Annotated in this window: 9 protein-coding genes; 5 read left to right on the forward strand and 4 right to left on the reverse strand. The window is 71.9% G+C overall.

Going from position 1 to position 12,664, the window contains the following annotated elements:
* Positions 1-19 precede the first annotated feature (19 nt).
* The 3 genes from IE318_RS15400 to gmd all read right to left on the reverse strand — a co-directional run bounded on the left by IE318_RS15400 (position 20) and on the right by gmd (position 4,132).
* Positions 20-697 (reverse strand): hypothetical protein, encoded by a 678-nt coding sequence (locus IE318_RS15400; protein ID WP_189900659.1) that lies wholly within the window; start codon positions 695-697, stop codon positions 20-22.
* Positions 697-2,961: a LamG-like jellyroll fold domain-containing protein gene (locus tag IE318_RS15405; protein WP_189900660.1), complete on the reverse strand. Its 2,265-nt coding sequence runs from the start codon at positions 2,959-2,961 to the stop codon at positions 697-699. Before IE318_RS15405 ends, IE318_RS15400 begins: the two co-directional genes overlap by 1 nt.
* Before the next feature lie 157 nt (positions 2,962-3,118).
* On the reverse strand, positions 3,119-4,132 hold the full coding sequence (gene gmd, locus IE318_RS15410; protein ID WP_189900662.1) for a GDP-mannose 4,6-dehydratase: 1,014 nt from the start codon (positions 4,130-4,132) through the stop codon (positions 3,119-3,121).
* A gap of 105 nt (positions 4,133-4,237) precedes the next feature.
* Between gmd and IE318_RS15415 the strand changes: the two genes are divergently transcribed.
* Positions 4,238-5,260 (forward strand): GDP-L-fucose synthase family protein, encoded by a 1,023-nt coding sequence (locus tag IE318_RS15415; RefSeq protein WP_189900664.1) that lies wholly within the window; start codon positions 4,238-4,240, stop codon positions 5,258-5,260.
* A 69-nt stretch (positions 5,261-5,329) separates the two neighbouring features.
* On the opposite strand, the gene IE318_RS15420 is transcribed toward IE318_RS15415, so the two are convergent.
* On the reverse strand, positions 5,330-6,706 hold the full coding sequence (locus tag IE318_RS15420) for a sugar transferase (protein WP_229903529.1): 1,377 nt from the start codon (positions 6,704-6,706) through the stop codon (positions 5,330-5,332).
* Between the two features lie 754 nt (positions 6,707-7,460).
* Between IE318_RS15420 and IE318_RS15425 the strand changes: the two genes are divergently transcribed.
* From IE318_RS15425 to IE318_RS15440, 4 genes are all read left to right on the forward strand, one after another.
* Positions 7,461-9,401 (forward strand): acyl-CoA dehydrogenase family protein, encoded by a 1,941-nt coding sequence (locus tag IE318_RS15425; RefSeq protein ID WP_030168053.1) that lies wholly within the window; start codon positions 7,461-7,463, stop codon positions 9,399-9,401.
* Positions 9,402-9,769: 368 nt separating this feature from the next.
* Positions 9,770-11,032 carry a 1-deoxy-D-xylulose-5-phosphate reductoisomerase gene (dxr, locus tag IE318_RS15430; protein ID WP_189900666.1) on the forward strand — a complete coding sequence of 421 codons (1,263 nt, stop codon included), beginning with the start codon at positions 9,770-9,772 and terminating at the stop codon, positions 11,030-11,032.
* Positions 11,029-12,333 (forward strand): M50 family metallopeptidase, encoded by a 1,305-nt coding sequence (locus IE318_RS15435; RefSeq protein ID WP_506005412.1) that lies wholly within the window; start codon positions 11,029-11,031, stop codon positions 12,331-12,333. Before dxr ends, IE318_RS15435 begins: the two co-directional genes overlap by 4 nt.
* Before the next feature lie 170 nt (positions 12,334-12,503).
* Positions 12,504-12,664 (forward strand): flavodoxin-dependent (E)-4-hydroxy-3-methylbut-2-enyl-diphosphate synthase (locus IE318_RS15440; protein ID WP_355901023.1); only part of this gene is annotated, 161 nt, incomplete at its 3' end.

Here is a 12,664-nt window from a genome sequence, read left to right on the forward strand (position 1 = left end):
GCCCCCACGCACGGTGCCGTCAGGTACGGGCCCAGGCGTAGCACCCGGTGGACGTGAACGTCTTCGTCCCCTTCCGCACGGTGATCGTGTGCTGCCGGCCCGAGGCGCCGTCCAGCGACCAGGAGCAGTCCTTCGACTTGGTCAGCGCACGGTAGGTGCCGGGCGCCGGAGCGGCGTGCGTGCCGTCCGCGTAGCCGCCCTTCGCCGCCTCGATCAGCGGCTTCTGATCCGGGCACAGGCCGTTGACGGCGGCGTCGGCCCCCTTGATGTCACCCGCGATGACCGCGCCCACGGCCGCGTCCCGGTCGACCTTCGCCGTGTACGCGAGCCGGTCGCAGACGTCCTGCCCGGCCTGGAGGATCGCCGCCGGGTCCATGCCCTTGGGCACCCGGCCCGACAGGTACTTCTTCTCCTTCTTGGTGAACGACCCGGTGGCCGGGGTGAGTTCGGCATCGGGGACGGTGTTCCGCGGGCCCTGGGCGGCGCCGCCCGCGGCGGTCCGGCCCGGCGAGGGCGCACCGGACGACGGCGTGGCGGACGTACCGTCCCCGGACGGTGCGGCGGCGGCCGGGGCGGCCGGGCGCGGCGTCGCGCTCCCGTCCGCCCCGGTGTGCCGCCCGCCCTTGTCCGAGCTGCCGCAGCCGGCCAGCAGCAGCGGCGCCAGCAGGGCGAGCGCGACCAGCGAGACCTTCTTCATCAGCCGCCCGTCCCCGCCTTGTAGTGGGCCAGGACCTGGCTCGCCGTCAGCGCCTTGCCGTAGACGGCCACCTCGTCGATCCGCCCCGTGTAGAACCGGCTCGACGGCTTGTTCGGCCAGGAGTCCAGGTTGTCCCCGCCGACGCGCCAGTAGCCCGTGAACGACTGGTTGCCCGAGACGAGCGGGTTGGCGCCGCGCAGGCTGCCGTCGACGTACAGGCTGATGCCGCCGGAGCCCTCGGTGGCGACCACGTGGTGCCACTTCCCGTCGTTGTACGTCTGGGAGGTGGTGACCGCCCTCACCGAGCCGGTGTACACGCCGAAGACGAGCCGTCCGTCGTTGGTCATGTAGATGTTCTTGTCCTGCCGGCTGGACACCAGCTGGACCTTGTTGCCGTAGCCGATGAGCTTGCCGCCGGTGGTGCTGGTGGTCTTGAACCACAGCTCCAGCGAGAAGGTGGACGGCGCGCTGTGCGGCTTGTCGGTGTACGTCCACTCGCTCTGCGAGCCGGTGTACTCGACCGAGCGGCCCGAACCGGCCGCCCCGTCCGCGACGGCCTGCGTCGGCGCGTTCCAGTGCACCCCGTTGTCGTCGCCGCTGGAGCTGTCGGCCGCGTAGGCGCCGGAGGTCTCGTTGAAGCGCCAGTACAGGGAGGCGCCGTCACCGCGGACCTTCGCGGCGTAGGCGTCCGCCGCCGAGGCCACCCGCACCGACTGGGCGGCCGACTTGCCGGAGGTGTTGGTGCCGTCCGAGGCGGTGATCCGGTACGAGTGCGTCTCGCCCGCCGCCACGCTCGTGTCCGTCCACGTGAGCTGGGGCCGGGACCAGGGCAGCGAGCCGGCGGTCACCTGGTACACCGGGGTGGTGCCGTCGTCCTTGTAGACGCGATAGGTCAGGCTGCTGTCGTCGGTGTCGTAGCTGGAGCGCCAGTGCACCGCGACCTTGCCCGCCTCGGTGCTCTCCACCTGCACCTGCGGCACGGTCGGCGCCCCGGTGTCCGGGCCGGAGGAGACCCGGGTCAGGGACTGCTGGGCGGTGCCGTTGACGGTGGTGAACTCGCCGCCCACCCACAGGTAGTCGGTGCCGTCCTTGGGGGCGAGGGCGAACACCCGCGGGCCGATTCCCTCACCGATGCCGTCGTTGGTGTCGGGGGCCCAGCCGACCATGTGCGGGTCGTTGATGCCCTCGGCCAGCAGATGGTGCCGCTGGCCGTCCGGGAACCCGCCCATCGAGGAGCAGTCGTGGGCGTGCGAGGCGCTGTAGACCAGCCCCTTGTACAGCTGGAGCGCCTGGGTGGCACCGAGGCAGGTGTCGCGCCAGCGCTGCGCGAAGGTGTCCGGGTCGAAGGCGGTCCGCCCGTCGAACCCGCCGGTGCCCTCGTTGGCGGTGTAGACACCCGTCGCGTCGGCGGTGATGTCCTTGACGACGGAGGTGTCCTGGAAGAAGCCGCGCGGGTAGGCGTGGGTCACCGCACCGGTGCCGGCGTCGGTGACGGCCAGGGCGTGCGAGTCGCTGCCGTTGACGGTGAAGAAGTCGCCGCCGACCGCCACGTGCCTGCCGTCCGCGGTCACCTCCACGGCTCGTCCGGGCTCGTCCGCGTTCACGGTCCAGGGGGTCAGGTCCCCGGCGGTGTCCACGGCGGCGAACCGCTGCCGGGTGGTGCCGTTGACACTGGTGAAGTCGCCGCCGAAGTAGACGGTGTCGGCGGTCACGGCCAGCGCGCGCACGGTGGCCGGGACCGACGGACGGAAGTCGGTGCGGGGCGTGCACGTGGCGATGTCGATGGCGGCCAGGCTGCTCACGCCGACCCCGTTGACCGCGCCGAAGTACCCGCCGGCGTACAGGGTTCTGCCGTCCGGCGACACGGCGAGCGCGCGCACGGTCGCGGTCCCGCTGCCCACCGTGAACGACAACTGGCAGTCGGTGGGTGCACCGGTCGCCGCGTCGAACGCCGCGAAGTTCACCGCCGACCGCTCAGCGGGGTCTCCCGCCGCGGTCCCGGCGGGCCGGATCGCCGAGAAGGTGCCGCCGGCGAACACCACGCCCTGGGCCTGGGCGAGGGCCCACACGATGCCGTTGGCCTGCCAGGTGGGCAGCTTGTCGGCGGTCAGGGCGACCGGCGGGGTGAGCGCCCCGGCCTGGCCTGTGGCGAGCGGCAGGCAGAGCAGGGGAGTGGCGCAGGCCAGGGCGAGCGCGGTGAGGGTCCTGCGGCGTCCTGGTCCGCGCTGCCCCGGCCGTCCGGGGCGTATGGATCTGCCGTGCATGGTTTCTCCTAGCTGTGCGAGCGGGTGCGTCCGTGCTGTGGGGGCGTCCCTGTGGAGGGGGTGCCGGGCGGGTACGAAGGGCCGGGCGGCCCGGGGGAGGGGGGAGGCCGGGCCGCCCGGCGGTGGGAGAGGGCTCAAGGGGTGGCGTGCGGGCCGTTCACCGGTCCACGCGTACGGCGGTGCCGGTCAGCTCGGCCTCCAGGCGGGCCACATCGGCGTCCACCATGATCCGGGCGAGCTCCTGCACCCTCACCGAGGGCTTCCAGTCCAGCAGTTCCTCGGCCTTGGAGGCGTCCCCGATGAGGGCGTCGACCTCGCTGGGGCGCTCGTACTTGGGGTCGTAGCGGACGAACTCGGTCCAGTCCAGGCCGGCGTGCGAGAACGCGACCTCCAGGAACTGCCGTACCGTCGCGGGCTCGCCGGTGGCCACCACGTAGTCGTCGGGCACGTCCCGCTGGAGCATCCGCCACATCGCCTCGACGTACTCGGGCGCGTACCCCCAGTCGCGCACCGCGTCGAGGTTGCCGAGGTAGAGGCGGTCCTGCAGGCCCGCCTTGATCCGGGCGACCGCACGCGTGATCTTCCGGGTCACGAAGGTCTCGCCCCGGCGCGGCGACTCGTGGTTGAAGAGGATGCCGTTGACCGCGAACATGTCGTACGCCTCGCGGTAGTTGACGGTCGCCCAGTACCCGAAGACCTTGGCGCAGCCGTAGGGGCTGCGGGGGTGGAACGGCGTCTTCTCGTTCTGCGGGGGCGGGGTCGCGCCGAACATCTCCGAGGACGACGCCTGGTACAGCCGGGTCTCGATGCCGCTGGCCCGCACCGCCTCCAGGAGCCGGATGGTGCTCAGCCCGGTCACGTCGCCCGTGTACAGCGGCGCGTCGAAGGAGACCCGCACATGGGACTGGGCACCCAGGTTGTACACCTCGTCGGGCCTGAGGTCCCGCAGCAGGTTCACCAGCGCCACCCCGTCCGACAGATCGGCGTAGTGCAGCACGAACGTCCGCTCCGGCTGGTCCGGGCCCTGGTAGATGTGGTCGATTCGCTCGGTGTTGAACGTCGACGACCGGCGGATCAGGCCGTGCACGGTGTAGCCCTTGGCCAGCAGCAGCTCCGCCAGATAGGAGCCGTCCTGGCCGGTCACCCCGGTGATGAGAGCCGACTTGCCCATTCAAAACCCCCTCCGACGTGACCGATCGGTCACGTTTTCATGTGAATTGCTCTGATCTGTCGAGGAACGTCCCCCGAGGCCGTCCGGCGCTGGCAGAATCCGTGCATGACAGCTGACGCTTCGCACCAGCCCACGGCGCCCTCGCCGGCGTCCTCGTCCTCGCTCACGGCCCCGGGCGCGTCCTCGCCCTCGCTGCTCCCGCGCGCGGCCCGCGTGTTCGTCGCGGGCCACCGGGGCCTGGTCGGGTCCGCGGTGGCCCGCCGGCTGGCGGCCGACGGACACGAGGTGCTCACCCGCTCCCGGGACCAGCTCGACCTGCGCGACGCCGCGCGGACCGAGGCCTTCCTGCGCGACGCCCGCCCGGACGCCGTCGTGCTGGCCGCCGCCAAGGTCGGCGGGATCATGGCCAACAGCACCTCTCCGGTGCAGTTCCTGGAGGACAACCTGCGGATCCAGCTGAGCGTCATCGCCGGCGCGCACGCCGCCCGCGTCCCGCGCCTGCTGTTCCTCGGCTCGTCCTGCATCTATCCCAAGCACGCCGAGCAGCCCATCCGCGAGGAGTCGCTGCTCACCGGCCCGCTGGAGCCGACCAACGAGGCGTACGCCATCGCCAAGATCGCCGGCATCACCCAGGTGCAGTCCTACCGCCGCCAGTACGGCGCCTCGTACATCAGCGCCATGCCGACCAACCTCTACGGTCCCGGCGACAACTTCGACCTGGCCACCTCGCACGTGCTGCCCGCGCTCGTACGCCGCTTCCACGAGGCCCGCGTCAGCGGCGCGCCGGAGGTCGTGCTGTGGGGTACCGGCACCCCGCGCCGGGAGTTCCTGCACGTCGACGACGTGGCGGCGGCCTGCGCCCTGCTCCTGGAGCGCTACGACGGCGACGGCCCGGTCAACATCGGCTGCGGCGAGGACCTGCCGATCAGCGAACTCGCCGAAGTAGTGCGTCAGGTGACGGGCTATGAGGGGTCCGTCGTCTGGGACACCAGCAAGCCCGACGGCACCCCGCGCAAGCTCCTGGACGTCTCCCGGCTCACCTCGCTCGGCTTCAAGCCCGCCGTGGCCCTGCGGGACGGCATCGCGGCGACGTACGAGTGGTGGCTGGCCCAGCAGCGGACCGGCTGAGCGGATCCTCGGCTCCGGGGCCCGGCCCACGGGCGGGCCCCCGGAGCGGGTGGCACCCATGGCGGCCCCTCAGTACGCACCGCGGCCGTCGACGACCGCGCGCAGGGTCCGGGTCATGATCTCCACATCGGTGGCGACCGACCAGTTGTCCACGTACCACAGGTCCAGCGACACCGTCTCGTCCCAGGACAGGTCCGAGCGCCCGCTGACCTGCCACAGCCCGGTCATGCCCGGCTTTACGGCGAGCCGCCGCAGCTCGGTGCGGGTGTAGCGGGCCACCTCGTCGGGCAGCGGCGGTCGCGGCCCTATCAGGGACATGTCACCGCGGAGGACGTTGAGCAGCTGCGGCAGCTCGTCCAGGGACAGCCGGCGCAGCACGGAGCCGAGCGGGGTGACACGCGGGTCGCGCCGCATCTTGAACATGTGGCCGTCGTGCTGGTTGGCGCCCGAGCGGGTGAGTTCGGCCCGGCGGGCCTCGGCGTCGACGACCATGGTGCGGAACTTCCACATGGTGAACGGCCGGCCGTCCAGCCCGCAGCGGATCTGCCGGTGGAAGACCGGTCCCGGCGAGGTGCAGCGCACGGCCACCGCCAGCGCCGCGAACAGCGGTGCCAGCACCACGAGCCCGAGGGCCGCGCCCAGCCGGTCCAGCAGCGACTTCAGCACCGGCTGCCCGAACTGCTGAGCGGGCGGTGCCACCTGCAGAACGGTCAGCCCGGCCGCCGTGGTGGGCCGTACCCGGGACTCGGTGACCTCGGCGAGTCCGGGCACCACGGCGAGCTGGAGCCCGGCGCCGTGCAGCGCCCAGGCCACGTGCCGCAGCCGCTCGCCGGTCATCCGCAGCCCCGGCACGACCAGGGCGGCGTCCGCCCCGTGGTCGGCCACCGCCCGCAGGACGGCGTCCGCGTCCCCCGCGCGGTCGGTGCCGATGTCCGGCAGCCGCTGGGCGACGGGCATGCCGCACTGCACGGCCCGGGAGCCGACCGGGACCACCCCGACGACCACGTAGGCGTGGTCCGTGCGGGAGGCGAGGCGGGAGACGACCTGGTCCACGGCGGCCGGCTCACCCACCACCAGCGCCCGGCGCACCGCGCGCGCCTGGCGCCGCTGCCGGTTCAGGTGCAGTTTCGTCGTCAGTGCGACCGCCGCGGCCAGGGCGAGGCCGGGGGTGAGGGCGGCGAGCGCCAGGGTCGGCCGGGGACCGTCGTCCAGGCCGGCGAGGGTCAGCGCCAGCGCCAGGAACCCGGCCAGCAGCACCCAGTCCCGTACGGCGGCCAGCACGCCCCAGGACTCGCCGAGGCGCTGGGCGGCGTACCGGCGCCGGGTCGCCCGAATGGCGGTCCAGGCGCCCGCTCCGATCAGCCCGCCGAGCGCGGGCACGTCCTGGCCGTCCGCGGCCAGGGCCGCGGTCAGCGGGACACCGATGCCGCAGGTGTCGGCGAGCACCGCGAGCGGCCGGTACCAGCGGGCCTTCCCGTCACCCGTTCGGACCTGCGGTCTGAGCCGGCCCGGAGCGGGTCTGGCGAGGCGGCCGAAACCGGGCCTGGCCGGCCGGGACGCGTCCGGCGCCGTGGCCTCCGGTGCCGGCGTCGTGCGATGCGCGGCCCGGGGAATCGTTTTGGCTGGTGCCGGTGGCCCCGGCACGCCGGAGCCGGGCGCCGCCGCGTCCGCCGCCCCCACGGCGCCCACGGTGCCTGTGGCCTCTCCTGTGCCCACTGAACCCGCTGAGCCCGCTGTGGTCGCTCCCCCCACCGTGCCCGTCGTCCCGGCCGTCGCCGTCGCGTCCGTGGATCTCTCCGTCACCGGCTCCCCGGTGGACTCCGAGGTGGTCTCCGACACGCCGACTTCTCGCATGCGCCCCCCAGCCATACGCCGTCGTCACGGGTCCATCCGTCTCTCTCGGTCCCCACCGAACGGATGTACCCAAGTGATCGTGGACCCTATGACACAACTGTGGTCGTCCGTTGAGGTTTTCGAGAAATTCATAGGAATCCGGTGAAGAAGTTCACAACTGGCGTTCACACCACCCTCATCCGATGCTGGCGGAAACCCCGACGAAACAGACTGTGTATGGCCGGTGGACCGTGAGTGTCCCTCCCCAGGGGTGGTGGGTCCGCCCGGTATCGGGTACATACGTTCCAGTAGCACCGGTCAGTAACGTACCGTCCCCAAGATCCCTATACGCGGCGAGGTGAGCCTCATGTCCGCACCAATGACCAACAAGCCCACCGTCACCGAGCGCGAGGCGCGTCAGGTGGCGGAGGCGGCCCGGGAGCAGGACTGGCGCAAGCCCAGCTTCGCCAAGGAGCTGTTCCTCGGCCGCTTCCGGCTCGACCTCATCCATCCCCACCCGCTCCCGGCCGACGACGACGTCCAGCGCGGCGAGGAGTTCCTGGCGAAGCTGCGCGACTTCTGCGAGACGAAGATCGACCCGGCCCGCATCGAACGCGACGCTCGGATACCCGACGAGGTGGTCACCGGGCTCAAGGAGCTCGGCGCCCTCGGCATGAAGATCGACACCAAGTACGGCGGCCTCGGCCTGACCCAGGTGTACTACAACAAAGCCCTCGCTCTGGCCGGCTCCGCCAGCCCCGCGATAGGCGCCCTGCTCTCCGCGCATCAGTCGATCGGCGTACCGCAGCCGCTGAAACTCTTCGGCACCCCCGAGCAGAAGGAAACCTTCCTGCCGCGCTGCGCGCGCACCGACATCTCGGCCTTCCTGCTGACCGAGCCGGACGTCGGCTCCGACCCGGCCCGCCTGGCCACCACCGCCGTCCCCGACGGGGACGACTACGTCCTGGACGGGGTCAAGCTCTGGACCACCAACGGCGTGGTCGCCGACCTGCTCGTGGTCATGGCCCGTGTGCCGAAGTCCGAAGGGCACAGGGGCGGCATCACCGCCTTCGTCGTGGAGGCGGCCTCCGAGGGCGTCACCGTCGAGAACCGCAACGCCTTCATGGGTCTGCGCGGCATCGAGAACGGCGTCACCCGCTTCCACCGCGTCCGCGTCCCGGCGGCCAACCGCATCGGCCAGGAGGGGCAGGGCCTGAAGATCGCCCTGACCACGCTCAACACCGGCCGGCTCTCCCTGCCCGCGATGTGCGCCGGCGCCGGCAAGTGGTGCCTGAAGATCGCCCGCGAGTGGTCGGCGGCCCGCGAGCAGTGGGGCAAGCCGGTCGCGCTGCACGAGGCGGTCGGCTCGAAGATCTCCTTCATCGCGGCCACCACCTTCGCCCTGGAGGCCGTCCTCGAACTGGCCTCCCAGATGGCCGACGAGAACCGCAACGACATCCGCATCGAGGCCGCCCTCGCCAAGCTCTACGGCTCCGAGATGGCGTGGCGGATGGCCGACGAGCTGGTCCAGATCCGCGGCGGCCGCGGCTTCGAGACCGCCGCCTCCCTGGCCGCCCGCGGCGAACGCGCCGTACCCGCCGAGCAGATGCTGCGCGACCTGCGCATCAACCGCATCTTCGAGGGCTCCACCGAGATCATGCACCTGCTGATCGCGCGCGAGGCCGTCGACGCACACCTCTCCGTCGCCGGCGACCTCATCGACCCCGACAAGTCCCTCCAGGACAAGGCGAAGGCGGGCGCGAACGCGGGCGTCTTCTACGCCAAGTGGCTGCCCAAACTGGTCGCCGGACCCGGCCAACTCCCGCGTTCGTACGCCGAGTTCCACCCGGCGGGCCACATCGACCTCTCCCCGCACCTGCGCTACGTCGAACGACACGCCCGCAAGCTCGCCCGCTCCACCTTCTACGCCATGTCCCGCTGGCAGGGCCGGATGGAGACCAAGCAGGGCTTCCTCGGCCGCGTCGTCGACATCGGCGCCGAACTGTTCGCGATGAGCGCGGCCTGTGTGCGCGCCGAGCTCCTGCGCACCCGCGGCGAGCACGGCCGCGAGGCCTACCAGCTCGCCGACGCCTTCTGCCGCCAGTCCCGCATCCGCGTCGACGAACTCTTCGACCGCCTGTGGACCAACACCGACGACCTCGACCGCAAGGTCGTCAAGGGCGTCCTCGGCGGCGCCTACGAGTGGCTGGAACAGGGTGTCGTCGACCCCTCGGACGACGGCCCATGGATCGCGGAGGCGGAACCGGGCCCGTCCGAACGGGAGAACGTACACCGGCCGATCCGCTGACGGCGCCGCTCGGCCACCTACCACCGGCGACGGGCTGCGGAGCGACATCGGTCCGGCGTCCGGGGCGACCGGCAGGCGAACGGCGTCCGCAAAGCGCGGGCACCGACGCGGCCGCGCGCGAACCGGCAGGAACGGTCTGACGCCGCCGGGCAGCCCGGCGGCGTCCTCGCCGGTAGGTGGGCCGTGTCCACCGGGCGGTGTGCGTCGTCGCGGCCGGTCGCGGGATCGGCCGGGGACGGCCGGTGCCGTGCGGCGGGCCTCCGCGGTAGGCCGCCCGGCCCGGCCGGGCGGCCTCGGCCTTCGGCGACGCGCCCCCGCCCGACGGAGGCGCTGTCCTCCCGGGCGGGTCTTGCCGCCACAATGGGGGGATGAGCGACAGTCCAGCCCCTCTCGCCGATCCGCATCTCGTGTTCGATCCCGTCGCCGGGGACGGGCCCAAGGACGTGGTGGTCCTCGGGTCCACCGGGTCCATCGGCACCCAGGCCATCGACCTGGTGCTGCGCAACCCGGACCGCTTCAGGGTCACCGGGCTCTCCGCCAACGGCGGACGGGTCGGCCTCCTCGCCGAGCAGGCGCACCGGCTCCGGGTCCGGACCGTCGCCGTCGCCCGCGAGGACGTCGTACCGGCGCTGCGCGAGGCGCTCGCCGCCGAGTACGGGAGCGGGGAACCGCTTCCGGAGATCCTCGCCGGGCCCGACGCGGCCACCCAGGTCGCGGCCTCCGACTGCCACACCGTCCTCAACGGCATCACCGGCTCCATCGGCCTCGCCCCGACCCTCGCCGCGCTGGAGGCGGGCCGCACCCTCGCGCTCGCCAACAAGGAGTCGCTCATCGTCGGCGGCCCGCTGGTCAAGGCCCTCGCCAAGCCCGGGCAGATCATCCCGGTGGACTCCGAGCACGCCGCCCTCTTCCAGGCACTCGCCGCCGGCACCAGGGCCGATGTGCGCAAGCTGGTGGTCACCGCCTCCGGCGGCCCCTTCCGCGGCCGTACCAAGGAGGAGCTCGCGGACGTCACCGTCGAGGACGCCCTCGCCCATCCCACCTGGGCCATGGGACCGGTGATCACGATCAACTCCGCCACCCTCGTCAACAAGGGCCTGGAGGTGATCGAGGCACACCTGCTGTACGACATTCCCTTCGACCGCATTGAGGTCGTCGTGCACCCGCAGTCGTATGTCCACTCGATGGTCGAGTTCACCGACGGATCCACCCTCGCCCAGGCGACGCCCCCGGACATGCGCGGGCCCATCGCCATCGGCCTCGGCTGGCCCGAACGCGTTCCCGACGCCGCTCCCGCCTTCGACTGGAGCACGGCGTCGACCTGGGAGTTCTTCCCCCTCGACGACGACGCGTTCCCCTCCGTCGGCCTCGCCCGGCACGTGGGGCGGCTCGCGGGCACGGCCCCGGCCGTGTTCAATGCGGCCAACGAGGAGTGCGTCGACGCGTTCCTGCGCGGCGCGCTGCCCTTCAACGGGATCATGGAGACCGTGACACAAGTGGTCGAGGAGCACGGCACGCCCGGCACGGGAACTACCCTGACCGTGTCGGACGTCCTCGAAGCGGAGGCCTGGGCGCGTGCCCGGGCCCGGGAACTGACAGCGCAGACGGCGACCGCGGAGGCGCGTGCATGACGTCCCTGATGATGATCCTCGGCATAGTCGTCTTCGTGATCGGCCTGCTGGTCTCCATCGCGTGGCACGAGCTTGGGCATCTGTCCACCGCCAAGCTCTTCGGCATCCGCGTGCCGCAGTACATGGTCGGCTTCGGGCCGACCATCTGGTCGCGGAAGAAGGGCGAGACGGAGTACGGGATCAAGGCCATCCCGTTCGGCGGCTACATCCGCATGATCGGCATGTTCCCGCCGGGCGACGACGGCCGGATCACCGCGCGCTCCACCTCGCCCTGGCGCGGCATGATCGAGGACGCCCGCTCGGCCGCCTTCGAGGAGCTCGGGCCGGGCGACGAGAAGCGCCTGTTCTACACGCGGGCCCCGTGGAAGCGGGTCATCGTGATGTTCGCGGGCCCCTTCATGAACCTGATCATGGCGGTCGCGCTGTTCCTCACCGTCCTGATGGGCTTCGGCATCTCCCAGCAGACGACCACCGTCAGCTCGGTCTCCCAGTGCGTCATCGCCCAGAGCGAGAACCGCGACAACTGCACGAAGTCCGACCCGCTCTCCCCGGCCGCCGCCGCGGGCCTGAAGGCCGGCGACAAGATCGTCTCCTTCGACGGTGTGAAGACCGACGACTGGAACCGGCTCTCCGACCTCATCCGCGCCCACCCCGGCGAGCAGGTGCCGGTCGTGGTGGAGCGGGGCGGCCAGGACGTCACCCTGCACGCGAAGATCGCCACCAACCAGGTCGCCAAGAAGGACTCCCACGGCCAGATCGTCCAGGGCCAGTACGTCACCGCCGGCTTCCTCGGCTTCAGCGCCGCCACCGGCGTCGTCCGCCAGGACCTCGGCCAGTCCGTGACATGGATGGGCGACCGCGTCGGCGAGGCCGTCGACTCCATCGCGAGCCTGCCCGGCAAGATCCCCGCCCTGTGGGACGCGGCCTTCGACGGCGCGCCCCGCCAGCCCGACTCCCCGATGGGCGTGGTCGGCGCGGCCCGCGTCGGCGGCGAGATCTTCACCCTGCATATCCCGCCCACCCAGCAGCTGGCCATGGCCCTGATGCTGGTCGCCGGCTTCAACCTCTCCCTGTTCCTGTTCAACATGCTCCCGCTGCTCCCGCTGGACGGCGGGCACATCGCGGGCGCCCTGTGGGAGTCGCTGCGCCGCCACCTCGCCCGGGTGCTGCGCCGCCCGGACCCCGGCCCGTTCGACGTGGCGAAGCTGATGCCGGTCGCCTACGTGGTGGCGAGCGTCTTCATCTGCTTCACGATCCTCGTCCTGATCGCCGACGTGGTTAACCCGGTGAAAATCTCCTAGCCACCGGCCGTTGGAAGGCGGCCGGGCGGGCGCCGCCCGGTCGCCTTCCAACGAGTGGTTTGACGGGTGGGGGATGTGCTGGGCCAAGGTCGCGTGCCGTAATCTCGAAGCCTGGAGCCCGCTGCTGAACGGGGCCGGACCTTGATCCACGACTTGGGGTTGCACAGCAGATGACTGCGATTTCTCTCGGCATGCCGTCCGTTCCGACCAAGCTCGCCGAGCGCCGCAAGAGCCGGCAGATCCAGGTCGGATCCGTGGCGGTGGGCGGGGACGCTCCGGTGTCGGTGCAGTCGATGACGACGACGCGTACGTCGGATGTCGGTGCCACGTT

This window comes from Streptomyces spiralis, assembly GCF_014654675.1.
GTDB classification, from domain to species: Bacteria; Actinomycetota; Actinomycetes; order Streptomycetales; family Streptomycetaceae; genus Streptomyces; species Streptomyces spiralis.